The following is a 26,128-nucleotide window of genomic DNA, read 5'->3' on the forward strand; positions in this document are numbered from 1 at the left end:
CGCAAGCCGCCGGATTACTGCCGTTCCTTGAGAAAATGCTTCTTATACCTTCGCGTCACGCGTTCCTTCTCCAGCACGATGAAAAAATCGACCGTATCGAACAGCGCGTCGTAAGCGGGATCGCCGGCGATCTCCGCTCCCAGCCATTGATAGCCTTTCATCAGCGGCGGAAGCTTGCGGAACCATTCCTTCTCGGGGAGCTCGCATGGGATATGCCGGAGACCGGCAATGGCATGGGTCTCCAGCGGCCGGATGCCGAACCGCTCCGTAATCACACGCTTGGTTTTCAGCATGCTGAACATAGCGTTCAAGTTGTCGAGAGAAGGTATGCGCATACTTGCGCAGCCGATTAAATACCGGAATTCCCGCTCCGCCATGTAACCGGCTATTCCTTCCCACAACAGCTGAATCGCTCTTCCTCCCCGATAGGCGGGATCGACGCAGCTACGTCCGAGTTCCAGCGACTGCCGTTTGTGCTCCCCAAATGCGGACAGATCGAATTCGGTTTCCGAGTAAAACCCGATTCCGGCTCCGGCTCTTTCGCCCGGAAGCAGACGGTACGTTCCGACAACGCAGCCGCTGTCCATATCCTTAACAATCAAATGATCGCAGTATCCGTCGTATTCATCCCGCTCCAAACCGGTGTCGTTCAGCATTCGCATATTTTTTTCCTCTTCGACAAACACCCGGTACCTCAGCCGCATGGCCTGCTCGATTTCCTCGGTTGTGGAAGCCAGCATGACGGACAGATTGGACTGCTGAGGACTTGCTTGCGTGGCAGTTGGAATCATCGTCAACACGCCTTTCTCAGGAAAGTGGAGGTTCACTACACGTTTAGCGTATCAGACGATTATTAAGCTCACGTTTGCGCGTTGTTAATATTTTGTAATGATTCCGACTTCTGCCCAAAAAAAGACAGCGCGCTCCAACTGCAAGGCGCACTGTCTCGATTTTTTAGCGGAACAAGCCGTATAAAGGGATGAATAAGATCGATGTTATAATAGCCGCGGCTCCCATAGCAAAACCGCTCACGCTTCCCTGAAGCTCCGAATCGCGGATAATCCGCGCCGTTCCGATGCCGTGGGCAGCCGTTCCGATCGCCGTGCCCAGCGCGATATCGTCGTGTACTCCGCACAGACGCAGCAGTCCGGGGCCGAACATGCTCCCGATCAGCCCGGTAAGCACCGTCAGCACTGCGGTGAGCTCCGGAATTCCTCCGGCTTGCCGCGATATTTCGAGAGCGATGGGCGAAGTCACCGACTTGGGCATCATCGTCACCATCAGCTCCTGCGATCCGCCGAGACTCCATACGAAAGCCGCGGACAAGATGAGCGCGCTTACCGATCCCGCGGTGATGCCGCCAAGAATGGACGGCAGGCTGGAGCGTATGCGCCGCGCGTTTTTGTACAGCGGTATGCCGAGAGCTACCGTGGCCGGTCCGAGAAAGAAGACGAGCATATCGCCCCCTTTCCGGTAAGCTTCATAAGGAATGTTAGCGCTTAATAAAAATACGATAATAAGACCGGAGGTTATAAATAACGGATGAAGCCATGACCATTTGCGGTATAAAGCCAAAGCCAGCGAATAACAAACGACGGACAACGCGATGCCGAATAAAGGCTGCTGCAGTAAACTATCGGGACTCATGGCGCTCCCCCTTTTTGCTGCCGCCGGTCAGCTTGACGATCCAGCCTGTAACCAGCAGAACGCCCGCCGTACTGGCGAATAAACTCACCAACAGCTGCACCGCGTGAAGGCCGATATACTGAAAAAATACCATCATCCCTACGACAAACGGAGTGAAAAAGAGCAGCATATGCTTGATCATAAATTCCCCCGCCTCTTCTACCCATTCCAGCTTCACCAGCTTGAGGAATAAGCTCGCCGTAAATAAAATAAGTCCGATGACATTGGCCGGAAGCGGTATATGGCCCGTCGTATGCAGCACATAACCGGCCAAATAAAATCCCGTTAAAATCGAAAACCCGAGCACGGCTCCCCCTCCTTCTCGTTTTTGTTTGATCCTTGCCGTCGCCGCCTTCTTCTTATTCCTACGAAAGGAACCGCCCCGGCATGTATATTTCCCCGTTTCATGTGGGAACGTAACTCTTGGTGCTTAAACCGCATCACCGCACAATTAATGTAGCATAAAGGAGCTGGATTCGATCATGGCTAAACCGGATAACCGCGAGGACAATGCCGCTCATTTGCAGCAGCACATCCAAAACACAAAAGAAAATTTGCAGGAAAGCGAGCAATATTTGGCCGAGCATGCCGAGGAGATCAGCCCTCAGGAGAAACAAACCTTGCAAGCCAAGAACGCCCGCCGCGAGAAAAGCATTGACGGTTTTCACAGCGAGCTTCAAGACGAATCGGGCCAGCAATAACCGCCCGGTCTTTATGAAGGAATGTCCCGCTTAGGCAGTGCAAACACCCCCTCTTTAAATCGGAAGAGAGGGTGTTTGTTTTTCTCCAAATTGGGCGGGGCTTTCTCTGCTCCTCACTCGTCGCGTTTTTTTCGCGGCACCTCATAAGACCAGAAATCGCGCGCCAAATAGGTAGTCTCATGCAGTTGCTTGGCTTCATGCACGAGCAGCTCCGCCTCTTCCTTCTGGTAGCGCGAGCTGATGTGAGTCAGTATAAGCGCTCCCACGCCGCCCGCTTGGGCCGTCCTCGCCGCATCCATCGCGGTGGAATGGTCATATTCCTTGGCCAGCTGCTTCTTCGCCTCGGCAAACGTCGCTTCATGCACGAGCACGTCCGCATCCTTCGCCAGCTCCAGGGAATAGTCGCAAGGCTGCGTATCTCCAAGCACCGTCACAATACGCCCCGGATAAGACGGGCCTATGAAATCCGACGCCTTAAGCACCGTGCCGTCCTCCAGCGTTACATCCTTGCCCTGCTTGATCCGGCCGAATAAAGGGCCCGAGGCGAGACCCAGCTCCTTCAGCTTCTCGACCTGCAATCGGCCCTGCAGCGATTTCTCCTCGATCCGAAAGCCGAAGCTGTCCACCCGATGCACGAGCGGCGCCGCGCTCACCTTGAACTGATCGTCCTCGAACAGCGTCATCGGCTCGGCCGCGGCAAATTCACGAATCGTCAGCTCATAAGTCAAATGAGCCTCGCTCACCTGAAGCGAAGTGCGAACGAACGCCTCCGTCCCCTTCGGGCCGTAGATGGTGAAGGGAGCGTCTCCCCCTTGATACGAACGGCTCGTCAACAATCCGGGAAGACCGTACAGGTGATCACCGTGCAAATGCGTAATGAACAGCTTCTCCAGCTTGCCGATTCGGATAGGCGATCGCAGCACCTGATGCTGGGTTCCTTCGCCGCAATCGAACATCCAATATACGTTCCGTTCGGCGAGCAGGTTCAAAACGATGGAAGTCACATTGCGTTCTTTGGAGGGCATTCCCGCCCCCGTGCCGAGAAAATAAAGTTCCACTGCCGTTTCTCCGTTCCGTTTAGGTTAAATGATAGGGAAAGAGCGGAGTCCGCAACCGAACTCCACTCTACTTAACATGCCTAACTTTTATCCACATTAAAATAGCGCGCTTGAGGATGGGCGAAAACGATCGCCGACACCGACGCTTCCGGCTCCATCATGCTGCCTTCCGTCAGATGGACTCCAATATCTTCCGGATGCATCAGAGCGAACAGCTGCTGCTGATCGTCCAGATTCGGACACGCCGGATAACCGAAGGAGAAGCGCTGGCCGCGGTACTTCGCTCCGAACCGCTCCTGCATCGTCATCTCCGCAGAGTCCGGGAAGCCCCATGTATCGCGCATCATTTGATGGACGCGTTCGGCCAAAGCTTCCGCAATTTCAAGCGCCGTCGACTGCAATGCGTGCGAGCGCAAGTAATCGCCCTTCTCGCGCCATTCGGCGGCTTTCTCGTTAATGCCGTGTCCGGCCGTAACGACGAGGAAACCGATGTAATCCATTTCCCCGCTGTCAACGGGCTTCAAGTAATCCGCCAGGCATAAATACGGCTCCGTCCCCTGCCGCGGGAACTCGAACGTCTGAAGCACCTTCGTGAAATCGTTCGGATCATACACGAGAACCTGTTCTCCGGACGACTGCGCGGGGAAGAAACGATACATGCCGTGCGCGCGTATAATGCCTTCCTGCTGGGCTTCGGTAAGGATCTGATCGACCGTTTCCTTCAGCTGCACCGCCTTCGGGTCCCTTTCCGCAAGCAGCTTATCAACCTTGCCCTTCAAGCCGAGATGATGACCGAGCAGCATCTGCATATTAATGTACGGCATAATATGACTGATCGGATAATCGCGGATGACGCGGCGCTCCAAATCCGGCGGCACCTGAACTGGCACGGTGCGGTCCACGGTCGATGTGCGAACCCGCGTCAGCTCCGGCATCACTTCTTGCTTTTTGCCGGATTCCAGCGCATCGGACTCCATGCTTTCGCGCAGCTCCTTGACGAGCTGCTCCTTCTGCTTCGGATCGCTGAGCTTGTTGGCGATATCGAGTCCGTCCATCGCATCCTTGGCATACAGCACCAAGCCTTCGTATTCCGGCGCGATGCGGGTTTTGGTGAACTTCCGCGTAAGCGCGGCCCCGCCTACCAGAATCGGCACGTCGATACCGGCGTTTTTCAAGTCTTGGGCGGTTACGACCATCTGCTGAGCCGATTTGACCAGTAGACCGGATAAGCCGATAGCATCGGCTTTTTCCTTGCGGTAAGCCTCGATCAACTGCTCCGGCGGCACCTTGATGCCCAGGTTAATAATTTTATAGCCGTTGTTGGATAAAATGATCTCCACGAGATTTTTTCCGATGTCATGGACATCGCCCTTCACGGTCGCGAGGATGATCTTGCCCTTCACCGCGCTCTCCGCCTTTTCCATAAACGGCTCGAGATGGGCGACCGACGCTTTCATGACTTCGGCGCTCTGCAGTACTTCGGCGACGATCAGCTCGTTATTGTTAAACAGCCGTCCGACTTCTTCCATCCCCTTCATCAGCGGCCCGTTAATAATTTCAAGCGGGGCGTACTTGCTCATCGCCTCGTTCAGGTCGGGAATCAGCCCTTCCTTCGTTCCTTCAACGACATACGAAGCAAGCCGCTCCTCCAGCGTCAGGTTGGAGATTTTCTCCTTCTTCTCCACCTTCTTCTCGCGGAAATGCTCCACAAACTCGGCCAGCGTCTGGTCGTTCGTATGGAAGATCAGCTTTTCCGCAAGCTCCCGTTCATGCTCCGGAATCGAAGCGTAGCGCTCCAGGTTTTGCGTATTGACAATCGCATAATCCAGGCCCACCTTCGTACAGTGATACAAGTATACGGAGTTCAGCACTTCGCGGCCGGCCGGCGGCAATCCGAACGAGATATTGCTTAAGCCCAGAATCGTCTTACATTCCGGGTACTTTTCCTTGATCATCCGAATGCCTTCGATCGTTTCGACGGCGGAACCGATATACTGCGGATCGCCCGAACCGACAGGGAACATATTCGGATCGAAAATAATATCCGACGGATTTAAGCCGTATTTTTTGGTCAGCAGCTCGTAGGCGCGATCGGCGACTTCCATCTTCGCTTGCCGCGATACCGCCTGCCCGCGCTCGTCGATCAAAATCATAACTACAGCGGCTCCGTACCTATGGATCAGGGGGACGATACTCTGAAATTTCGTTTCCCCGTCCTCCAGGTTAATGGAGTTAATAATCGCTTTCCCTTGCGAATATTTCAAGCCCAGCTCAATGATATGATCATACGTCGAGTCGATCATGAGCGGAACCTTGACTTTTTTTACGACTTCCTTCAAAAAGTTTTCCATCGCATAGGCTTCGTCGATATCCGTATCCTGAACGTTAATGTCGATAACATATGCCCCGTTCTTCACCTGCGCGCGGGCGATTTCCGCCCCTTCCTCAAACTTGCCTTCCTTCATCAGCCGCTTAAACATCCGCGAACCCGAGATGTTCGTCCGTTCGCCGACCATGTAAGGGCGATTGGCATCTTCAAGATATACGGTCTCAATGCCGGATACGGCAGGCAAGTGCCCCGCGGAGCTTTCCCGCGGTTTGTAAGCGGACAGCGTCTCGGCCATCGCGCGGATATGATCCGGCGTCGTTCCGCAGCAGCCGCCGGCGATATTAAGCCAGCCTTGTTCCGCAAAGCCGGCCAGCTTCATGGCGAGCGATTCCGGCGATTCGTGATACTTCCCGTTCTCATCCGGCAAGCCCGCGTTCGGATAACAGCTGACGGCCGTCGTAGCCAGCTCGGATAACGTGCGAATATGATCGCGCATAAATTCCGGACCGGTCGCACAGTTCAGCCCGATCGAGATCGGCTTCAAGTGCTCCAGCGAAATATAGAACGATTCGATATTTTGCCCGGCGAGCGTCGTTCCCATCGGTTCAATCGTACCGGAAATCATAATCGGAAGCGTGATGCCTGTCGCTTCCATAGCTTTGCGTATGCCGATGCTGCCCGCTTTGACATTTAACGTGTCTTGGGACGTTTCCAGCAGCATGGCGTCGACTCCGGACTCGATCAGCGCCACCGCTTGCTCATAGTAGCTGTCCACCAATTCGTCGAATGTGACGCCGCCGGTAACGGACAATGTTTTCGTCGTCGGTCCCAACGCTCCCGCTACATAACGCGGCCACTCCGGAGTGCTGAATTTTTGGGCCGCCTCTACCGCAAGCTTGGCAGCCAATAGATTGATCTCCCTCGACCGGTCCTGCAAATCATATTCGGCCAGGACGACGCTGGTTGCGCCGAACGTGTTCGTCTCGATAATATCGGCTCCGGCAGCCAAGTAGGCCTCATGAATTTTGGATATGACATCCGGCCGGGTAACGACCAAATACTCGTTACATCCGTCCAGCTCTTCCCCGCCAAAATCTTCAGCCGTCAAATCTTCCTGCTGAATCATCGTTCCCATGGCGCCGTCCAAAATCATGATCTTTTTCTTTAACTGTTCCTGTAAAGCGGGTTTGCTCATAACAATCTTCCTTTCACCGACGTCCTTCCAACCGTTGCTTGGATGTATGACCCCTTATTCCGTGCGGAATATTTATAATCAGTCGAATAATGTAGATTTAAGTGTACCAGAAAGCCACACTAATGAAAAGGCAATTCCAGCCCGCTTTCACTAATGACGATAATTCCTATAGGTTTTATATACGATCAGTCATCGACAGATTGCCAACTTTAAACTATAATACGTATAAGAACCTATTTAAGAATTCGAAAGAGGGATGAGCATGGCAGAAATTCGTATTCGCAACACCGATGAGCGTATCTCCGGAGAAGACAATGTAAAAGCGTTTTTGGATAAACAAGAAGTATTGTACGAGCATTGGGATGCCGGCAAGCTTCCTGCAGCGCTGCAAAATAAATTCATTTTATCCGACGAAGAGAAAGCGCAAATCTTGGCTACCTTCGAAGACGAAATTAAAGATTTGGCGAATCGCCGCGGCTATCTCACTTGGGATATCATTGCTTTGTCCGACGCTACGCCTAACCTGGACGAATTACTGAAAAAATTCGAACAGGTTCATACTCACACCGAAGACGAAGTTCGTGCCATTACAGCCGGTAAAGGCATCTTCATCATTAAAGGAACCGACGATGTCGGCTATTTCGACGTCGAGCTGGAAGCCGGAGACGTGATCTCCGTTCCTGAGAATAAACCGCACTTCTTCACTCTTATGGATAACCGTCAAATCGTTGCCGTTCGGCTGTTTATCGAAACCGAAGGCTGGATCGCTCATCCGTTCGCGGATCCTACTTTCCAAAAAGCATAAATCCCGAGCCGACCGCCGTCCGGGCGCACCTGCGAAGAAGACCCTGCCGCTTGTCCCCAAGCAGCGGGGTCTTCTTGTGCTACTTACTTAATGGAATCGATAATGCCTTGGATTTGACGAAGATTCGTAATTTCGTATGCAGGGATAATTTCATCCGTTCTTGTCAGCTCATGACGGTTGATCCACATATTGCGCATACCTGCGCGGCCGGAGCCCAAAATATCCGTTGTCAGCTTGTCCCCGATCATAACACCTTGTTCGGCCGTAATTCCGAGAAGCTCCATCGCATGATGGAATATCGACACAGCCGGTTTGCCTTCGCCGAAGCTGCCGGAAATGACGATATGATCAAAATACGGCGCAAGCTCGGGAACGCCGGCCAGCTTCTCCTTCTGCAGATCGGGCGATCCGTTCGTTAATAAGAGCAGCTTATAGTTTTGTTTCAATTGCTCCAATACCTCGAACGTCTCCTCATAAACGATCGGACGGCTTCTGCGTTCGGCCGGGAACAGTTCGCCCAACTGGTATCCGAGCTCCGCGTCGTCGATGCCGACCGCCTTCAAGCCGCGTGTCCACGACTCCGTGCGATAAGCGGGAGCCAGCTTCTCCAGCTTGCGGAAATTTTCATTCTCGCCTTCGGTAAAACGAGCCCACAAGCCTTCGAACGGGTTAATTCCGATCATTTTGGTGAAAGGAAACGTCTCATACGATTCGTACAAAGCGCGAGCTTCCGCGCGTACGGCCTCTTCGAGCGCCGCCGGGTCGATGGACGGATAATGCTTGGCCGCCTCCTCGCAGGTTGCCTTGAACGCTTCTTTGACGCTGCGGTCATCCCATAACAACGTATCGTCCAAATCAAATAATACCGCTTGAATAGTCATGCCGATTCCTGCCTTTTCCCCATGTGATTGATTGCACGTTGTGACTGCAGCCTCAGGCTGCCTGTTCATTTCGCAAAGCGACCCCGTTGCGCTCGGCAAACTCCTTGAGCGTCTCCGACAAGCTGCCGATATCGAAACGGTGGTACAGTTTCGTAAATACCCATTTTGTCTTGGAGGTCGTCAAGGAAATGACAACCGCATCCTTCTGCAGCAAAATCTCTTTGATTTGCGCAGCCTCCACCCTCTTATCGCCGCCGAACCGGCGGGAAACCAGCTCCTTGCCGCCGATTTTGAGGAAAGGCCGCCGCAGCCAAAAAATAAACAAGCCGAGAGCGATATAACTGCCGCCGGTTACCCAGTACAGATTGTCGTTCTGATACACGTCGTAAAACGCTATAAAGCAGAAAATCCCGACGCAGATCAACAGGAGCGGCATCAGCCAGCTGCGCCCGCGAACGGTTACCGAACCGTCGGATGCCGCCTCGCTGAGCGTCGGCTTGCCCTGCTTGACTCTGGCTTTGTTCGTTAATTTGGTGTTTTTCTGAACCATACGTTCCCACTTGCGAGACATTATTCAAGCTCCTTAGAAAGGCCGTGAAACCCGCTCCTGCTCCGGATGCCTGCCCGGCGATCCCCGATTCGGCAAGCCGTAGATGAACCGCTGCCGGTACAGTTACAAAGAGCGCCGGCGCGCCCGGCATAGCGGTTGCAGCCGCAGCGGCTTAACGCCTTCATGAATTGATATGCCAAAAAGCTGGAACAACCGGCGCCCCTAGATTACCGGAGATAGCCAGACACCCCAACTTAGCATTATTGTTTGTCATCTTCGTCCACAAACCGGATATTCTCCAGCTGATTGCGCAAATTGCTCTTGAACGCCTGGATATACCGCTTCCTTAATTCGTTGCGCTCTTCCAGCTCATCGTCCGTCAGACCTACCGACTTGGCCTTGCGGGCCAGTTCATTAATTCGCTTGATGTACTGATCGTGTTCCTTCTCGTTCATGCCAATCCTCCCGATTATGTCATGCTTGATCCTTCCGCCGGAAACCGGTTCAAGCATAAAGCAAAAAATGCATCAAACTATACTTTGACATTAGAGGATTCGATTGTCAAGAGCCAAGAAATCCGAGTCAGCATCCGGCGGCTAAGACAGCCGCTTCCCGCGTCGCGCCGTTCGTACGCCTTCCCAATGTTCAACAGCGCGGCGGTTCATACCGGCCAGCGCTCGATAAAGGTTTCTGTTCGCTTGCTGCAGCCCGATGCGCTGCTTCTGGATCTCCCGCAGCGGAAACCATCCGCCTGCAAAGGCGAACACTATCGCTTCTATAGACGATTCCGCTTGAGACGATTCCCGGCGATGGATTCTTCTTCAACATGCCTTTAAGGCAGCTGCAGCACTTGGCCCTCGTGCAGCACACTCGAATCCAAGCGGTTCAGCTTCTTCAATTCATCCATATATTCACGAACATTGCGGCCTTTGCGGACATGCGCGTTGGCTATCCCCCACAATGTGTCGCCCTTTACAATTTCAACAGTACGCTTTGCCGGGGCGCCGCCGTTCGATGCAGCGAGCACATCCTGATCTCCACCTAATAAGGAAGCGCACAAGCTGAAAACAAGAATAATCAACACGGCCGCCAGCAAGCCCGCCGTTCGCATCAGCTTTCTGCGGCGCACGTGGCGTCGAGACGGCGCGTCAGGCTCGGAAATCACCGGATTACGAAATAATTGCTCGTTCATATACATCGAATACGACCCCCAAACATTTGTTCTGTTCTCAAAATAACACGAACATTTGTTTGTGTCAATCCGTTTTTTCGAACTTATGTTTGTGCGAACTCCGGTTCTGTGTTATACTTTGGATAATTATTACCAATACTGGAGTGATTCTGATGACCAAACTATCCAATCGGCAGATGGCGATTCTGGAATTTATCAAGAATGAAGTAAAAGATAAAGGCTATCCTCCCTCCGTGCGCGAAATCGGAGAAGCTGTCGGTTTGGCTTCCAGCTCCACCGTACACGGGCATTTGGAGAGGCTGGAGAAGAAAGGTCTTATTCGCCGCGATCCTACCAAGCCGCGGGCGATCGAGATTACGGACGGCACCTCGGAGGAAGGCGGCCAGTTCGCGCTTACTGTCACCCGGGTACCTTTGATCGGACGAGTCACTGCCGGTGTGCCTATTACAGCAACGGAGAACATCGAGGATTATTTCCCTCTTCCGACCCACTACGTCGGAGATCATAACGTATTCATGCTGAGCGTTATCGGAGACAGTATGATCGATGCGGGAATTCACAACGGAGACTATGTTATCGTGCGCCAGCAGCAGACGGCGAACAACGGGGAGATCGTAGTCGCCATGACCGAAGACGACGAAGCGACGGTCAAGCGCTTTTTCAAGGAAAAGGATCATATCCGTTTGCAGCCGGAGAACCCCGCCATGGAGCCGATCCGGTTGAAGAACGTTTCCATTCTCGGACGAGTTGTCGGCGTATTCAGAGACATTCATTGAGATGCCGTTTCTCGCTACAACGCATACGATACACATAAGCAACAGCCGTCACACAGGAGCGATCCTGCCGACGGCTGTTTTTTCTCTATGGCAGACGCTTCTTGACGAACGCCCCGATATGCTCGATAGCCGCCTCCCCCTCCGGCACAATCGCGGCCAGCTGCTGAAAAACGCACCACATCTGCTCCCAAACCTCGAAGCGCACGTCTACGCCGGAGGCCGCTGCCTTTTCGGCAAAAGCCGCGCATTCTCCGAGCAATACTTCAGCCTCCCCGACTTGAATGAGCAGCGGCGGCAGGCCCTGCAAATTTTGATGCAGCGGCGACATGGCGGCAGGCTTGGGCTGCGTTCCGTCCCAATAATGCTCGGCGCACATTTGCGAGCTGCGCAAGCTTCCGAGCGGATCGGATTCGGCGCAGGAAACATACGTGCCGCTGTCAAAATACAGAAAATCCGTATGCGGAGACAGCAAAAAGGCGGCTGCGGGCAGCGGTTCCCGCAAATCCCGCAAAGCGATGAGCGTCATCAGAGCCAGCGTCCCTCCGACGGAATCGCCGCCAATGATGATTTTGTCCGGGGAGATTCCGCTGCGGATAAGCGCTCGATATGCAGCCAGGCAATCTTCGTTGGCGGCGGGATATCGGTGCTCGGGCGCCAGCCGGTACTCCACGGTCAGCACCTTGACACCGCTCGCTTTTGCAATACGGGCCGCAAGGTCGCGATGCGTTTCGCAGGACCCGGCGATAAACGCTCCGCCATGAAAATATAAAATCGTCGCTTGTTCGTCCGGGAGTTCTTGCCCCCCTCCCACCCATTCGGCATGCAGGCCGCCGACGGAATCCGTTCCTATAACGATCCCCGTTAATTTCGGCAGCGCCGAAATAGCAGCAGCCTCTTCCGAGCGAATTTGGTTTGCCGTCTTGCCCTCGTAATGAAAATTCTCCTTCAAATGCCGCTTCACCAATGCCAATGTTTCCGGTTGAGAAAATGCCTTGACCTTGATCATAGCCCGCCTCCCAAATAATACTGAACGTTCAGTACTAAATTAGCAAAAAAAATTTTCAATTAGGTCTTGCTGTGAACAGAACCGTGCGTGGCCATAAACAATTGCAGAAACAGTTCATCAAACCGCTCTTTTTCCATGTTGAAATAGCTCACCCATGATTCGGAAAAACACAAATAAGAATACAAAGGAATGACTCCGGTAAAAAATTCGGCGATCAGCCTTTCATCGCGAGCCTCCTTGTCGGCTGGACGCAACGGGGCATCCGTAGGCTCGCTATCCGCCAGAGCCTCCACGACTTGATAGAGGATCGGCTTATCGCTCGATTTTTTTAAAGACTCAATAAACATAATTCGAATCAAGTCGGCGTTGCGCTCCGCAAATTGCTTGTAGCGATGCTGAAGGCGGTCTTTCATGTTCTCACGCTTGGTCTCCGGGGTATCGTCCGCGGCCAAACGCAAAAGCTCCTTGTATTCCCGCATAAAGTCTGCAAACAGCACTTCCCGAATTTCATCCTTGCTCTTGAAATGATAATAGATGAGCGATTTGGGCACATTCGCTTCGCGGGCAATCTCTTCAATTCTGGACCCTTCAAAGCCGTTCTCGGCAAACCGCTTGACAGCCGCTTGCAAAATGCGGTTTCTTGCGTCGGGAGTGTTCGTTCTGGGCATAATATCCATCCGTTTCATTTTAGTACTGAATGTTCAGTTATAAGTTTAAGTCCATTTGCTGTATTTGTCAATAATTAGGATGGCCCCCTTCACCTCCCGATCATGGATCGGGACACGGCAAAGATCCCAGAAGCCGAATATACTGCGCACGAGCGGATTGCGAATTGCGGTTGATCGAATCGCCGTTATGAAAAAAACAGGGACATGCAGAGGACGTTGCTGCATAACGTCCCCCTGCATGTCCCTAACGCAGCCGGCTTATGGCTGCGGCCTTGCGCCTAGTACAGCGTCAAATATTGATCGCGTTCCCATGCGTGCACTTGCGTGCGATAAATATCCCACTCAATTTCCTTCAGCTCGACGAAGTGAGCGAGCGCGTGCTCTCCGAGCGCATCGCAGATGACATCGTCGCGCAGCAGCTCGTCCAGCGCCTGCTTCAGGTCGACCGGCAAGCTTGGAATGCCTTGCTCTTCCCGCTCCTCTTCCGACATGACATAAATATTGCGGTCTGTTGGAGGCGGCAGCTGCATTTTGTTCTTGATGCCGTCCAAGCCGGCCTTCAGCATTACGGCGAGCGCCAAGTAAGGGTTCGCCGCAGGGTCCGGGTTGCGCACTTCGACGCGCGTGCTGAGACCGCGGGAAGCCGGAATCCGGATCATCGGGCTGCGGTTGCTGGCCGACCAAGCGACATAGCACGGCGCTTCATAACCAGGCACCAAACGCTTGTAAGAGTTTACGGTAGGGTTCGTAATGGCTGCGAAAGAGCGGGCGTGGTGCAAAATGCCGGCCATATATTGTCTGGCGGTGGCGCTCAAGCCGAGCTTGTCGCTTTCGTCATAGAAAACGTTCGTTTTGCCGTTGAACAGCGATTGATGGCAGTGCATACCCGAACCGTTCACGCCGAACAGCGGCTTCGGCATGAAGCTCGCATGCAAGCCGTGCTGTCTGGCCACCGTCTTGACGACCAGCTTGAACGTCTGGATCTGGTCGGCCGCTTTAATCGCGCTCTCGTATTTAAAATCGATCTCATGCTGACCCGGAGCCACTTCATGGTGGGAGGCTTCGATTTCAAAGCCCATTTCTTCCAGCGTCAACACGATTTCACGGCGGCAATTTTCGCCGAGGTCCATCGGAGCCAAGTCGAAGTAACCGCCTTGATCGTTCAATTCCATGGTAGGATTGCCGTTCTCATCGGTTTTGAACAAGAAAAACTCCGGTTCCGGACCGACGTTCATTTGAGTGAAGCCCATTTCCTCCGCTTCTTTCAAAGCGGTTTTCAGAATGCCGCGCGGGTCTCCTGGGAACGGTCTGCCGTCGGGCAAATAAATATCGCAGATCAGGCGGGCGACGCGATCTTCCGTAACCCACGGGAACACGACCCAAGTATCGAGATCGGGGTACAAGTACATATCGGATTCTTCGATGCGAACGTAGCCTTCGATAGAGGAACCGTCAAACATCATTTTGTTGTCCAGCGCTTTCTCCAGCTGGCTTACCGGAATTTCGACATTTTTGATCGTCCCGAGCAAGTCGGTAAACTGCAGGCGGATGAAACGCACGTTTTCTTCCTTAGCAATGCGCATAATGTCTTCTTTGGTGTATGCTTTTTTACTCACAGTCAATTTCTCCTCCTTGAATTAACTAAAAATGACAGGGCATGTTCGCAGATCAGACATAATGAAAAGATAACGAACATGCCGGGGGGTAAAGCCTTTTCATTTTTTGAAGAAGCGCGAAAGCTCTCCCTGAATCAGGGAAACCTGGCCCGGGCGCTTGCCGCCGCCGAGCAATTGCTGCTTCAGCATCCGGTGGAGCTGGGAATCGGTCAGCTCCCTGCGCTTAACTTCCGTCTGCTCGTTCAGCACGGTAGCGTCCTCCGAGTCTTTGGACACCGGCAGAAGCACCTGCTTAATCCCCGCGATATTGACGCCCTTCTCGATCAAATCCTTAATCTCGAGAAGGCGTTCCACATCGTTAAACGAGTACAGACGCTGATTCCCGCCTGTTCTGGCAGGTATGACTAGCTCGTGCTGCTCGTAATAGCGGATTTGCCTTGCCGTCAAATCCGTCAGTTTCATTACGATACCAATCGGAAAAAGCGCCATATTACGCCGTATATCATCACTCATGACTTTATCACCCCTGTAAACTAAAAACCTAACCCCATTGTATCCTTCCTACAAAAACGTGTCAAGTCGTGTTAGGTTTATGCCATATATAGCTTGGTTACAACAGGCCCCGATCCATCATATTTTGCAGCGCGGTAAGGACGCCTAATTTACAATGAGAGTAAGTCAAACCGCCTTGCATATAGGCGATATAAGGCTCGCGAATCGGCGCGTCGGCCGACAGCTCAAGGCTCCCTCCCTGAATGAACGTGCCGGCAGCCATGATGACGGGATGCTCGTAGCCAGGCATGTCCCAAGGTTCGGGAACGACGTGGGAATCTACCGCAGCCGCCTGCTGAATGCCTTGAACGAAAGCAATCAGATGCTTATCGCTTGTGAATTGAATCGCTTGGATCAAATCCGTCCGCGGATCGTTCCAATGCGGATGCGTGACAAAGCCGAGCTGCTGGAACACCGCCGCGGCGAAGATCGAGCCCTTGACGGCTTGTCCGACCAGATGAGGCGCAAGGAAAAAACCTTGATACATGCTGCGGATCGTACCCAGCATCGCTCCGACCTCGCCGCCGATCCCAGGCGCGGTCAGCCGGTACGAGGCCAGCTCGACGTACTTGCTCTTCCCGGCGATATAGCCTCCTGTAGCCGCCAAGCCGCCGCCCGGATTTTTGATGAGCGAACCGGCCATCAGATCGACGCCGACCTCGGTCGGCTCCTGCAGCTCGGTGAATTCTCCGTAACAGTTATCTACGAAGACGATCACATCTTGTTTCACTTCCTTGACAAAGCGCGCCATCTCGCCGATTTGCTCCACCGTAAACGACGGTCTCCACGAATAGCCGCGGGAACGCTGAATCCCGATCACCTTCGTCTTCCCGTTAATGCGGCTGCGGATCGCCTCGTAATCCGGAGCCCCATTCTCGAGAAGCGGCACCTCACCGTAAGCGATCCCCCAATCTTGCAGCGATCCCTTGCCGTCGCCGGGCTGACCGATGACCTTATGCAGCGTATCGTACGGACTGCCGGTGATCATCAGCAGCTCGTCCCCCGGCCGAAGCACCCCGAACAAGGCGGTGCCGATCGTATGAGTCCCGGACACAAAATGCGGCCGCACCAAGGCGGCCTCCGCTCCGAACACTTCCGCATATACCAAATCCAGCACTTCCCGGCCGCGGTCGTTATAGCCGTACCCGGTCGAAGCCGCGAAGTGATAATCGCTCACTTTGTGATGTTGAAACGCGCGAATGACCTTCCATTGGTTCTGATCCACGATGCGGTCGATCTGCTTGATTTTCCCCTCGATAACCTGCTCGGCACTCTCCATCCATGCCGTAATGCGTTCGTTAAACATACTCCGTGCTCTCTCCCTTGTCTCCTGCCTGATCCATGGCGTATGACGCCAGCAAATACCCCAGTTTGTCGTATTCTTTGTTGTTGATCCGGACCTGGAACAGCATGTCGCCGCCGTCCACTTCATTCTCCAGCACCTCGCCTACCCGGTACACCAGCGAGATCACATCGCCTTTTTCCGCAGGAATGCGGAAGGTTCGGCAATCTCCCATCAGCTTGGATTCGATCAGTTCGCCGATGCGGCGCAAATCCTCGTCGCGGTATGCGGAAATCCGCAGAAACTCCCCTTCGGTTGTCAGCATTTCCACCTGTTCCGGCGTGCACAAATCCACTTTGTTGAACAAAGTGACCCGCTCCTTCTGATGAGCGCCAAGCTCCTCAAGCACCTGATCGACAACCTTCATCTGCGTATCCAACATCTCGGCGGACCCGTCGACGACGTGCAGAATCAAATCCGCTTCGCAAGCTTCCTCCAGCGTAGCACGGAATGCGGCTACGAGATCATGGGGCAGATTTTGAATGAAGCCTACCGTATCCGTCAGAACGATGCTTTTGCCGCCCGGCAGCTCCAAGTTGCGCGAGGTCAGGTCCAGCGTAGCGAACAGCTGATTTTCCACGTAGACGTCCGCCTGCGTCATTTGGCGCAGCAGCGTCGATTTGCCCGCGTTCGTGTAGCCTACGAGGGCGACTTGAAATACGCCGGTCTTTTTGCGGCGCTCTCTATGCAGATTGCGGTGCCGGACAACCTCCTGAAGCTGCTGCTTCAGCTCGCTGATCCGGTCGCGGATATGCCGGCGGTCCGTCTCCAGCTTCGTTTCCCCCGGCCCCCTCGTCCCGATGCCGCCGCCCAGACGCGACAGGTTCTTCCCTTGGCCGGACAGCCGCGGAAGCAGGTAGCTGAGCTGCGCCAGCTCCACCTGAATAATGCCCTCGCGCGTCTTGGCTCTGCCGGCGAAAATATCGAGAATCAGCTGCGTGCGGTCGATAATCTTCACGTCGAGGAACTGCTCCAGATTGCGCACCTGCGCCCCCGACAGCTCCTGGTCGAAAATAGCCGTATTGGCGCCGCGTTCCTCAAGCAGCCCTTTCAGCTCCTCGGCCTTCCCTTTTCCGATAAACCATTTGGTGTCTACGGTTTCTTTATTTTGAGACAGAGTGTCCAGCACTTCCACGCCGGCCGTCTCCGCCAGGCTCACCAATTCGGTGAGCGAATATTCCGGCGAGTAAGCCTCCTGCCGCTTCATCTGCGGCGTTACGAGGCTGACGAGAACCGCTCTCTCCCGAACATGTTCGATGCTATGCGTCGATGGTTTCATAAATATTTATAGGTCTCCTTTGCAGCCTTGCGCTCCAGCTTCACGTCCTCGGGACGGAGCGTCATCAAGTCGTGCTTGCTGGGCTGCTGCGTATTTTGATTTAGCAGGCGCACCGCATGGTTGCGCATCGCTTTTTCGATCAAGTTGCGGACAAACCGGGCATTGCTGAACGCTGTATCCGTCTGCTGCTTCTCCCCCATAATTTGCTGGCGGATCTTCATTTCGGTCTGGGGCATTAACGCATACTCCCGCTCCTTCACCATCATCTCGGCGATTTGCATCAGCTGATCGACCGTATAATCGGGAAAATCCAGCTGAATCGGAAAGCGCGACGGCAGTCCCGGGTTCGTCTGCAGAAACTGCTCCATCTCCTGCGAATAGCCTGCCAAAATAAGAATGAATTGATTCTTATTGTCCTCCATCGCCTTGACCAGCGTGTCGATGGCCTCTTTGCCGAAATCCTTTTCCCCGCCGCGGGCCAAGCTGTATGCTTCGTCGATGAACAGCACGCCGCCCATCGCCTTTTTCACCAAATCCCGGGTCTTCAGAGCCGTATGTCCTATGTATTCGCCCACTAGATCGGCACGCTCGACCTCGATCAGATGTCCCTTGCTTAAGACCCCCATCGTTTGCAGCAGCTTGGCGATAATGCGGGCAACCGTCGTTTTCCCTGTACCCGGATTTCCTTTGAAAACCATATGATACACCTGGGAATTAGCCATAAGACCGGCCTCGGCCCGAAATCCGGCAATGCGCAGCAAAGCGTATATTTCGAAGACGAGCTCCTTTACGTTGTCCAAACCGACCATCCGGTCGAGCTCCTTCATGATTTCCCCGAATTGCCCCTGCTGGGACAGCGGTTTGCCATGAAAATGGGGCTCCGCCTCGGCGTTCATACTTACCGGTTCCGGATTACGCAATACCACATTGATCTGATGGGCATTCTTCGTAATCTGAATTTGATCCGTCGGTACGACACGTCCACTCATGCGTATCACCTCTTTACTTGGTGTTAGCAGTATACGCGGGAGCCCGGGCGAATGTGCTCTTTTTCTTCCCCTATTGTAAATCCATTTTGCAAAAATTCAAAATCAGTCTGTCCGTTTCTCCAGCGTTCGATGCAAATCGGCCAATTCATACAACCCGCTCACGGTGTAATCGGGCGAATACGGCAGGGAGTCGTCCCAGACATGTGTCCCCTCCAGCCACACGGCCTGAAGACCGCAAGCCTTCGCTCCGCACACGTCGTTAAACGGATGATCGCCTACGAACCAGGCTTCCTCCGGCTTGGCTCCGAGCGCTTCCAGCGCTAATGTGAATATCCGCTCGTCAGGCTTCTTGATTCCGACTTCCCGGAGATCAGAATCGCGCGGAAATACGGCCGGATGCCGAGACGTTCGATCTTTCCGTTCTGTACGGCCGAAGAGCCGTTAGTGATCAGACCGAGGGGAACTCCCGCCTGCCGGAAATAACCCAGCATGTCGAGCAGCCGCTTCATAGGCCGCGTGCACTCGGGTATCGTACTCTTCCAAATGGACAAGTACTCATCCGCCGAAGGCGGATTCCGCCATCCGACCGCCCGGACAAACAGCTCGAACGCCTCCGCCTTGTCCCGGTAGCCATTGCCGTCAGCCGCCTGAAACGCCCGATGCACAAACTCGGGCTCCCGGCAAGTAAATTGAGCTCCGAACCGTTCCGTCAAGCGGCCGGCGTAGTCGGCTATCGCCGCGCTCCGGTCGGACAACGTTTCATCCAGATCAAACAGTACGGCTTTGGGAATTTGCATCATAGCCACCTCATATTGTTAATGATCCGTTTTCACTGCTCTACAGACTCCTTCGATCCGCTCCATCGATTGAAAACGTCCGGAATGAAACGTCAGCCGGTACACGTCCGGATTCGTCAGCCGCTTCCACTGCTCGAATCCGATGCGATTGTCGTAATGCCCCAGCAGCAGCGCCAACAGATTGCCGTGCGTGACGACGACAGCGCCGCGGATCTTCAGCCCAAGCAGGTCATCTATCGCAGAAACGGCTCTGCTTGCCGCTTCCCTGCCCGTTTCGCCGCCGGGATAGCGCAGATCGGCATCCTCAAACGTTTGCTCCAGACATCGCATCCAATCCGGAAGCTGAGCGCCGCTTAATCTCCGTTCCGCAAGTCTTGCGTCCGTAGTTAATTCAAGATTCATCCGCCTGCAGAAGGGCTCGATCGTCTTCACCGCGCGAGCGAAAGGACTCGCAACGACACGCTCAATGGAAAAAGGCGCCAGAAGCGAAGCCAATCGCTCCGCTTGACGCCATCCTTCGGGAGTCAGACGCGCTGCCGCTTCCTGTCCTTCCGCCTTGCAGTGACGCACGACATAAACAACCTGCAGCTCCTCCATCCCGGCCATGCTTATATCCGTAACAGGCATATTCTCCGCCTCCGGCGAACCTGACTCCGTATTCACACAAACGTCCCGTTCCTCCGACATCGACCTTCTCCTCTCGGGGCATAGCGACGGCGGCCAAGGAGTGCTGTATCCGGCCTCCCGCTTGGGAGACGCGCATCTAACGGCATCGCTTTTTTCCGTATTATACCACAGCTTCCGCCATATCGGGGAGCTCGTCTATGAATGCGGTCCAATCCGCCGCCATTTCCTGCTCGGTCAGCAAGCAGCGGTCCAACGAAGCGATCAGCCGCTCTTTGTCCAGACCGATCCCGATAAATACCAGCTTGCTCGCACGGTCTCCGTACACCGGATCGTACTCCGCCGCCAGCTCCTCGTCCTCGGCCAGCAGCTGCTCCCGCTCCTCCGAGCTCAAGGCCGCCACCCAATACCCGGCAGGACCGAATTGAATGGAAGGCCCGGCCTGACTCAAGCTTTGAGCCATCTTGTTGCGCGTCGCAAGCCATACGATGCCTTTGGCCCTGACGATTTCCGCAGGCCACTCCTCCAACCAGCGGGTCAGCCGCTCCGGATGAAACGGACGTTTGCGTTCGTAGACAAAGGAGGAGATGCCGTATTCCTCCGTTTCCGGAATGTGATGGCCCGCTTGCAGCTCCTGAATCCAGCCGGCCGACTGGCTCGCCTCGTCGAAGTCGAACAATCCCGTGTTCAAAATCAGCTGCGGGTCCATTTTCCCGTTACAGGTTCTAATCAATTTCGCTCTGGGCTGCAGCTTGCGAAGCACCTGCTCCAATTCGGACAGTTCGTCCTCTTCGACCAAGTCGCATTTATTCAAAATAAGCACATCGCAAAACTCGATCTGACTGATCAGCAAATCGACGACATCCCTCGTATCGTCTTCGCCGACGGCCTGCTGCCTGTCCAGCAGCGTCTCCCCCGAGCTGTAATCATGCCAGAAGCGGTTCGCATCGACCACGGTCACCATACAATCCAACCGGCAAATTCTGGACAAGTCGATCCCGTGCTCTTCGTCGATATAAGTAAACGTCTGCGCTACCGGCACCGGCTCGCCTATTCCCGTGGACTCGATCAATATGTAGTCGAATCTCCCTTCGAGCGCCAGCCGCTCAACTTCCTTCAGCAAATCCTCTCTCAGCGTGCAGCAAATACAGCCGTTGGACATTTCGACCAGCTTTTCGTCGGTACGCGACAATCCGCCGCCGCTGCGCACCAAATCCGCATCGATGTTCACTTCGCTCAGGTCGTTGACGATAACCGCAACCCTCAGTCCTTTTCTATTGTTCAGCACGTGGTTCAAAATCGTCGTCTTGCCCGCGCCCAAATAACCGCTTAGCACGGTTACGGGAATTTTGGTTTCGCTCAAAGCCGGTTTCTGTTGCATGGATACCATCTCCTAAATGTAATTTTTACGATATTGATCTAAAAAATAGCGCCGCTTAAACGGCAATCGTGACCATATAAACGGATCTATTTTAATAGTAATATTTACGTTTTAATATTGTACGGAAACATTCCTCCGCTGTCAAGCGCCTACGATTCCCAAAAGGTAAATCCGCTTCAAAATAACGCGCCCGAAACGGATTGACGGACGGGCGATTCTAGTATATTTTTATACAAACCAACGAAATCATGAAAGCTACAGGATCGGAGGTCTTATGTACTATGACATCATTCACACACAGCGAACAGCGGGCGCTTATCGGGCAAATCGAAAGATTGGCCATGCATACTTGGCCGGCTCAAACGACAACCCTATACGGACCATGGGTGCTTCGCTCGTCGGAAGGCATCACCAAAAGAGCCAACAGCGTCTGGACCTCCTCCGACGCTCCGCTCCCCGAGGGGGATTGGTTCGGCGATGTCAGCCGCTTCTACCGCCGTCAGGGGCTGTCTCCGATCTATCATATCAGCGATATTTCGCCGGACGGCTTGGAACGTTATCTGGATCAGCAGGGCTACAGGAAGGAAGCTCCCTGCTCGGTCATGATCGCCGCTACGTCCGAAGTCATCCGCAACACGGCGCCGGATGCCGGCGACGAGGAAGCTCTCGCGGTCCACATTCGGCTGGAGCATGACGACGACTGGCTGGAGCACTTCCTGGAAGCGGAAGCGTTCGATAGCTCCAAGAAGCGGTTCTATGACCGGCTATGCGCCGATATTAAGCCGCTGAAAGGCTTCATAACCCTATACGCCAATCAGCGCTTCGCCGCCGTCGGAACGGTCGTCGTGGAAGAAGGCTGGGCCGGAATTATCAACGTTGCCGTCGCCCCCCGGCTTAGAGGGCAAGGAATCGGGCGCAAGCTGATGAACCAATTGGCGCTCTGGAGCCGTGAGCAAGGCGCGGAGCATATGTACTTGCAAGTGCTGGACGATAATGAAGCGGCCCGCAAGCTGTACCGCAGAGCCGGCTTCGATGTGTTGTTCGGTTACCATTACCGGATCGGAACGGAGGCAAATTCATGAATACATTCAGTTTCGTGCGAAGCTCCGTAAACGATTCGACCCGCGTTTCGCAAGCCGAGCCCCGCCATACGGACGCCGTCATGGAGCTGCTGATCAAAACGGCGGAATGGCTGAGAAGCAAAGGCTCCCGTCAATGGAACGGCCTGCTCGAAGGCAGAGATCATCACGGAATGGCCGAAGCGATATCCGCGGGTCACGTGTTCGTATTCGAACAGGAGAGCCGCCTGGCCGGCGTCGTCATGCTGCTTCAGCAGCCGGGAGAATGGGACAGGCAGCTATGGGGGGAAGAAGGACACGAAGAAGCCGTGTATGTGCATCGTTTGGCCGTTAACCGGGACTGCGCAGGGACCCGCCTCGGCCGCGACATGATGGCATGGGTTGAAACCGGCATCCGCTTTCCCGGCAAAAGCAAAATTCGTCTCGATTGCGTCGGCGACAACCCCCGGTTAAACGAATTTTACCGCAGTCTGGGCTACGAATATCAAGGCCTGAGCGCAAGCGGCTTCAGCAAATACGAAAAGCTATTATCCAGCCCGAAGACCTGACGCGCCCAATTGCCCAAAAATAAGCCGAAGCGGCTTCTCCCTAAGGGAGCGAACCGCTTCGGCTTGCTTATGCCCGGCCTCCGGTTTGAACCAAAAGAAGCAGCTTATCCAGCTCCCACTTGATCCAGGCCATCGTCTCCCGGCTTTGATGCCATGACATCATGAGAACCTTGCTATCCACAGCAGATACTTCCGGATGCTCCAGTCCGACAAACTTCGCGATATCGAGCGCTCTCGGCGCATGGTACTTATGCGTGATGATCACGGTTGAATGCCAGTCGTTCCGTTGAACTATCTCTCGGCTGAACAATATATTTTCATAAGTGCTGGTCGAACGCCTTTCCATAACAACAGCGGTATCCGGTATCCCGAACCGCAGCAGATAGCTTCGCATCCCATCGGCTTCGGTCAGCTGCGAGTCGCTGCGGTCCGGTCCTCCGGAGACGATGATATGAGCGATCCGCCTTTGTTTATACAGCAGCGCCGCACGATCGAGCCTTTCCTTCAGCGCGGGAGAGGGCTCCCCGTTCCATAACGCCGCTCCAAGCACGATCCCCGCGTCCCCCGAAGCCGAGAGATGATCCGGCCATGTATTCATTTGCCACCAAAGGCTCCCAATCCATATGGCACATATGGCGGCGGCCGCAAGAAGAATTCTTCCCGCCCATGTTCTGACCAGCGCGGCGGCGGTCTTCCTGACGATTCGCGCAATCACGTTACGTCCACACCTTCATTCTGCTCTCCAGCGTCCCCGTGAACAGCTCCAGCTGGATTCCGTCCGGATCGAGGAAATTGACGCTCCAGCCTCCGCCACGCTGCAGCGGCCCCCGCACGATCGACACGCCGGCCTGCTCCAACACATGCACCGCCTCAGGGAAATCCGCCTCGGCAATAGAGAACGCCAAGTGGTCCAAACCGCAGCCTACACCGCTATCGTCGGTGCCTTCCGCGCGCCAGGCTCCGCTTCGCTCCAGAAGACAAATCCAAGCATGGCCCCACTCCAAATACGCATCCGTGCGGCCGCGGTGCACGAGCTTCATACCGAGGATCGCCGTATAAAAGCGAAGCGAACGCTCCAAATCGCTTACCCTCCAGGTTGCATGATTAAAGCCGTTCGCCCTGATCATCCCGCCTCTTCTTCCTCTTGTCCGTCCCTGCGTTCCGCAGCCTCCAGCAGAGCGGCGGCCGTCTCGGCGATGTAGTCGCTCATCGTCAGCTTGGCGATCCAATCGGCTCTTATCGCTTTTACTCCGTAATAAGCGCCGGCCAGCTGCCCGTAAATCGCTCCCGTCGTATCCGCGTCCTGTCCCAGGTTGACCGCCATCAGGCATCCTTCGGTAAAGCTGTCGCTATGCTGAAACGCCCATAATGCGGCTTCGAGCGAATGGACTACGTAACCGGTCCCTTGAATTTCGGGAGGCTGCTTCGTTTTAAACGATCCGGCGGCGATTTGCCGTATCTCCGGCACCAGCCGATGCTTATCCCAAAAGCCGGGAACGGGAGCGTAAGCCTCCGATAGCAGCTCGGCTTTCTCCGCTCCCTGCAGCGCCCCTACGATCAGCCCGCCGTAATATCGGCAGGCGTCCACCGCGACAACCGTCGCGTGCGTTGTCAGCGAGCTGTCTCCCGAGCGGATCATCGCCTCGGCGGGTGTCTGCGCGAAGAAGAGCGGCACCGGAGCCAGACGCATAAGCGAACCGTTGCCCGCCTCCGTCTGTTTCAACGAGCCGCTGAACGGCTCCCCGCTCCGCTCGAACCGTTCGAGCGCGGCGCGCACCGTGTTGCCGATATCAAAGCATGATCCGGTCGAGCTCAAATAGCCGTCGCGGTACCAGCGAACGTACCTCTGCATCTGGTCGAGCGGATGGAATTTGCCGCAGTGAAGCAGGCTCTCCGCCAAGCATAACGCCATGGACGTATCGTCGGTCCACTGCCCGGCCTCAAGTCCGAATACGCCGCCCCCGACAAGCTCACTTACCGGCTCGAAGCTCCCCGGATCGCGGAATTCCACGGTTGTTCCGAGCGCATCCCCGACAGCCAGTCCGAACATACTTCCCTGGTATCTCTCCAGCTTGGAAATTGGCAATGTCATGTTGAAATCCTCTCCTTTTATAAGACTGCGGATGATCGTGCGGCCTTGCGGGCCCGGGTGCAGAAACAGCGTGGAAGCCCACGCTGTGTTCATCGATATATGTGTATGCCGCTTGGGCGGATGTCCTTACTAAATCATCGGCTATTTCTCGGAAATTTCCACCGATTGAATCGTCACCTTCTCCGTCGGCGAGCTCTTCTCGCCCGAAGCTCCCGTCGTGACCGGCGTAGCTGCGATTTGGTTCACGACATCCATCCCTTCGGAGACCTTCCCGAAGATCGTATAATTCGGCGTATTGTTCAAGCCTTTGCTATTTTCGCCGGTGCAAATAAAAAATTGGCTGCCGTTCGTATTCGGGCCGGCGTTGGCCATAGCGACGATGCCCGGCTCGTATTTATGCGTCGTCGTCTTCAGCTCGTCTTCAAATTTATATCCCGGACCGCCGCGGCCCGTTCCCTCCGGATCGCCCGTCTGCACCATAAACGCCTGTATGATGCGGTGGAACGTCACGTCTTTATAGAAGCCCTGCTGGGACAAAAACACAAAGTTGTTGACCGTTTTGGGAGCGTCCTTGGCAAACAGATCGATTTTGAACGTGCCCTTCGACGTCTTAACCGTCGCTTGATACGTTTTGTTCTGATCGATCGTCATCGCCGGCGGAGAAGACCAGCTCTTCTTACCGGAAGCCTGCTCATTGTTGTTCGCCGGCTGCTGCGAAGATTGGCTTCCGCTTGTTTGACCCGCGGCCGCATTCCCTTTGTCCGCCGCAGGTTTGGTGCCGCAGGCGGATAGCAGAAGCGCACAGACTACCGCGACGGCCGCCCATTTGGCTGTCATAGCTGTAAATGATGCTTTCATGATTCACACTTCAACTCCATTTTTTGGTTTGTGGACGAGTCCATACGGATATTATACTACGATTGACCAAATGTTAACAAAACCTCCAAGTTCCCTTGGAGGTTTTGTCTGTGCGGCTGCGGCT

27 protein-coding genes and 1 pseudogene are annotated in these 26,128 nt (G+C 54.5%); 5 read left to right on the plus strand and 23 right to left on the minus strand.

All coding sequences use genetic code 11. The features are described from left to right. Window positions 1-14: 14 nt before the first annotated feature. The 3 genes from N0M98_RS13350 to N0M98_RS13360 all read right to left on the minus strand — a co-directional run bounded on the left by N0M98_RS13350 (window position 15) and on the right by N0M98_RS13360 (window position 1,993). Window positions 15-791 carry a GNAT family N-acetyltransferase gene (locus N0M98_RS13350; RefSeq protein WP_259618160.1) on the minus strand — a complete coding sequence of 259 codons (777 nt, stop codon included), beginning with the start codon at window positions 789-791 and terminating at the stop codon, window positions 15-17. 163 nt (window positions 792-954) lie between these two features. Next, on the minus strand, window positions 955-1,647 hold the full coding sequence (locus N0M98_RS13355; protein ID WP_259618161.1) for an LrgB family protein: 693 nt from the start codon (window positions 1,645-1,647) through the stop codon (window positions 955-957). Beyond that, window positions 1,634-1,993: a CidA/LrgA family protein gene (locus N0M98_RS13360; RefSeq protein WP_259618162.1), complete on the minus strand. Its 360-nt coding sequence runs from the start codon at window positions 1,991-1,993 to the stop codon at window positions 1,634-1,636. The genes N0M98_RS13355 and N0M98_RS13360 overlap by 14 nt, the downstream gene beginning before the upstream one ends. 175 nt (window positions 1,994-2,168) lie before the next feature. Here N0M98_RS13360 and tlp point away from each other — a divergent pair, with 175 nt between their 5' ends. Next, window positions 2,169-2,387 (plus strand): small acid-soluble spore protein Tlp, encoded by a 219-nt coding sequence (gene tlp / locus N0M98_RS13365; RefSeq protein WP_249863874.1) that lies wholly within the window; start codon window positions 2,169-2,171, stop codon window positions 2,385-2,387. A 113-nt stretch (window positions 2,388-2,500) separates the two neighbouring features. Here the strand turns inward: tlp and rnz are convergent, their stop codons facing one another. Continuing rightward, window positions 2,501-3,445 carry a ribonuclease Z gene (gene rnz / locus N0M98_RS13370; protein WP_249863875.1) on the minus strand — a complete coding sequence of 315 codons (945 nt, stop codon included), beginning with the start codon at window positions 3,443-3,445 and terminating at the stop codon, window positions 2,501-2,503. 80 nt (window positions 3,446-3,525) lie between these two features. Then, a complete protein-coding gene (gene metH, locus N0M98_RS13375; RefSeq protein WP_259618163.1) occupies window positions 3,526-6,969 on the minus strand; it encodes a methionine synthase in 3,444 nt (1,147 codons plus the stop codon). Window positions 6,970-7,231: 262 nt separating this feature from the next. Between metH and mtnD the strand changes: the two genes are divergently transcribed. Further along, a complete protein-coding gene (gene mtnD / locus N0M98_RS13380; protein WP_249863877.1) occupies window positions 7,232-7,774 on the plus strand; it encodes an acireductone dioxygenase in 543 nt (180 codons plus the stop codon). A gap of 83 nt (window positions 7,775-7,857) precedes the next feature. On the opposite strand, the gene N0M98_RS13385 is transcribed toward mtnD, so the two are convergent. The 4 genes from N0M98_RS13385 to N0M98_RS13400 all read right to left on the minus strand — a co-directional run bounded on the left by N0M98_RS13385 (window position 7,858) and on the right by N0M98_RS13400 (window position 10,403). Next, window positions 7,858-8,655 (minus strand): HAD family hydrolase, encoded by a 798-nt coding sequence (locus N0M98_RS13385; protein WP_259618164.1) that lies wholly within the window; start codon window positions 8,653-8,655, stop codon window positions 7,858-7,860. 52 nt (window positions 8,656-8,707) lie between these two features. Next, on the minus strand, window positions 8,708-9,226 hold the full coding sequence (locus N0M98_RS13390; protein WP_259618165.1) for a hypothetical protein: 519 nt from the start codon (window positions 9,224-9,226) through the stop codon (window positions 8,708-8,710). 239 nt (window positions 9,227-9,465) lie between these two features. Beyond that, window positions 9,466-9,660: a DUF896 domain-containing protein gene (locus tag N0M98_RS13395; RefSeq protein WP_259618166.1), complete on the minus strand. Its 195-nt coding sequence runs from the start codon at window positions 9,658-9,660 to the stop codon at window positions 9,466-9,468. Window positions 9,661-10,037: 377 nt separating this feature from the next. Next, the gene (locus N0M98_RS13400; protein WP_259618167.1) at window positions 10,038-10,403 is read right to left on the minus strand and encodes a LysM peptidoglycan-binding domain-containing protein; all 366 of its coding nucleotides are present in this window, start codon (window positions 10,401-10,403) and stop codon (window positions 10,038-10,040) included. A 146-nt stretch (window positions 10,404-10,549) separates the two neighbouring features. Between N0M98_RS13400 and lexA the strand changes: the two genes are divergently transcribed. Next, on the plus strand, window positions 10,550-11,173 hold the full coding sequence (lexA, locus tag N0M98_RS13405) for a transcriptional repressor LexA (RefSeq protein ID WP_259618168.1): 624 nt from the start codon (window positions 10,550-10,552) through the stop codon (window positions 11,171-11,173). A gap of 85 nt (window positions 11,174-11,258) precedes the next feature. Here the strand turns inward: lexA and N0M98_RS13410 are convergent, their stop codons facing one another. From N0M98_RS13410 to N0M98_RS13455, 10 genes and pseudogenes are all read right to left on the minus strand, one after another. Further along, window positions 11,259-12,179, minus strand: coding sequence for an alpha/beta hydrolase (locus N0M98_RS13410; RefSeq protein WP_259618169.1), 921 nt, complete (start codon window positions 12,177-12,179; stop codon window positions 11,259-11,261). 59 nt (window positions 12,180-12,238) lie between these two features. Continuing rightward, window positions 12,239-12,847, minus strand: a complete 609-nt coding sequence (locus tag N0M98_RS13415; RefSeq protein WP_259618170.1) for a TetR/AcrR family transcriptional regulator — start codon at window positions 12,845-12,847, stop codon at window positions 12,239-12,241. 278 nt (window positions 12,848-13,125) lie between these two features. Then, on the minus strand, window positions 13,126-14,463 hold the full coding sequence (glnA, locus tag N0M98_RS13420; protein ID WP_259618171.1) for a type I glutamate--ammonia ligase: 1,338 nt from the start codon (window positions 14,461-14,463) through the stop codon (window positions 13,126-13,128). Window positions 14,464-14,562: 99 nt separating this feature from the next. Continuing rightward, a complete protein-coding gene (locus tag N0M98_RS13425) occupies window positions 14,563-14,976 on the minus strand; it encodes a MerR family transcriptional regulator (RefSeq protein WP_259618172.1) in 414 nt (137 codons plus the stop codon). A gap of 97 nt (window positions 14,977-15,073) precedes the next feature. Further along, the gene (locus N0M98_RS13430; RefSeq protein ID WP_259618173.1) at window positions 15,074-16,321 is read right to left on the minus strand and encodes a methionine gamma-lyase family protein; all 1,248 of its coding nucleotides are present in this window, start codon (window positions 16,319-16,321) and stop codon (window positions 15,074-15,076) included. Continuing rightward, the gene (gene hflX, locus N0M98_RS13435) at window positions 16,314-17,636 is read right to left on the minus strand and encodes a GTPase HflX (protein ID WP_259618174.1); all 1,323 of its coding nucleotides are present in this window, start codon (window positions 17,634-17,636) and stop codon (window positions 16,314-16,316) included. Before hflX ends, N0M98_RS13430 begins: the two co-directional genes overlap by 8 nt. After that, window positions 17,633-18,625 (minus strand): stage V sporulation protein K, encoded by a 993-nt coding sequence (gene spoVK, locus N0M98_RS13440; RefSeq protein WP_259618175.1) that lies wholly within the window; start codon window positions 18,623-18,625, stop codon window positions 17,633-17,635. Before spoVK ends, hflX begins: the two co-directional genes overlap by 4 nt. 102 nt (window positions 18,626-18,727) lie before the next feature. Further along, a pseudogene (locus tag N0M98_RS13445) lies at window positions 18,728-19,425 on the minus strand (HAD family hydrolase). A gap of 15 nt (window positions 19,426-19,440) precedes the next feature. After that, window positions 19,441-20,109 (minus strand): histidine phosphatase family protein, encoded by a 669-nt coding sequence (locus tag N0M98_RS13450; protein ID WP_259618177.1) that lies wholly within the window; start codon window positions 20,107-20,109, stop codon window positions 19,441-19,443. 100 nt (window positions 20,110-20,209) lie between these two features. Next, window positions 20,210-21,427: a GTP-binding protein gene (locus tag N0M98_RS13455; RefSeq protein ID WP_249863891.1), complete on the minus strand. Its 1,218-nt coding sequence runs from the start codon at window positions 21,425-21,427 to the stop codon at window positions 20,210-20,212. 281 nt (window positions 21,428-21,708) lie between these two features. Between N0M98_RS13455 and N0M98_RS13460 the strand changes: the two genes are divergently transcribed. Together N0M98_RS13460 and N0M98_RS13465 are read left to right on the plus strand one after the other, a co-directional pair. Continuing rightward, the gene (locus tag N0M98_RS13460; RefSeq protein WP_259618178.1) at window positions 21,709-22,509 is read left to right on the plus strand and encodes a GNAT family N-acetyltransferase; all 801 of its coding nucleotides are present in this window, start codon (window positions 21,709-21,711) and stop codon (window positions 22,507-22,509) included. Next, on the plus strand, window positions 22,506-23,054 hold the full coding sequence (locus tag N0M98_RS13465; RefSeq protein ID WP_249863893.1) for a GNAT family N-acetyltransferase: 549 nt from the start codon (window positions 22,506-22,508) through the stop codon (window positions 23,052-23,054). The genes N0M98_RS13460 and N0M98_RS13465 overlap by 4 nt, the downstream gene beginning before the upstream one ends. A 67-nt stretch (window positions 23,055-23,121) precedes the next feature. Here the strand turns inward: N0M98_RS13465 and N0M98_RS13470 are convergent, their stop codons facing one another. From N0M98_RS13470 to N0M98_RS13485, 4 genes are all read right to left on the minus strand, one after another. Then, complete coding sequence (locus tag N0M98_RS13470) at window positions 23,122-23,652, minus strand: YdcF family protein (RefSeq protein WP_249863894.1); 531 nt, start codon at window positions 23,650-23,652, stop codon at window positions 23,122-23,124. 118 nt (window positions 23,653-23,770) lie between these two features. Continuing rightward, entirely contained in the window at window positions 23,771-24,178 is a 408-nt protein-coding gene (locus N0M98_RS13475; RefSeq protein ID WP_259618182.1) for a VOC family protein, read from the minus strand. Next, the gene (locus N0M98_RS13480; RefSeq protein WP_310943658.1) at window positions 24,178-25,146 is read right to left on the minus strand and encodes an ADP-ribosylglycohydrolase family protein; all 969 of its coding nucleotides are present in this window, start codon (window positions 25,144-25,146) and stop codon (window positions 24,178-24,180) included. Before N0M98_RS13480 ends, N0M98_RS13475 begins: the two co-directional genes overlap by 1 nt. Window positions 25,147-25,287: 141 nt before the next feature. Further along, window positions 25,288-26,004 carry a peptidylprolyl isomerase gene (locus N0M98_RS13485; RefSeq protein WP_259618179.1) on the minus strand — a complete coding sequence of 239 codons (717 nt, stop codon included), beginning with the start codon at window positions 26,002-26,004 and terminating at the stop codon, window positions 25,288-25,290. Window positions 26,005-26,128 lie beyond the last annotated feature (124 nt).

This window comes from Paenibacillus doosanensis (genome assembly GCF_025060755.1).
Classification (GTDB): Bacteria; Bacillota; Bacilli; order Paenibacillales; family NBRC-103111; genus Paenibacillus_S; species Paenibacillus_S doosanensis.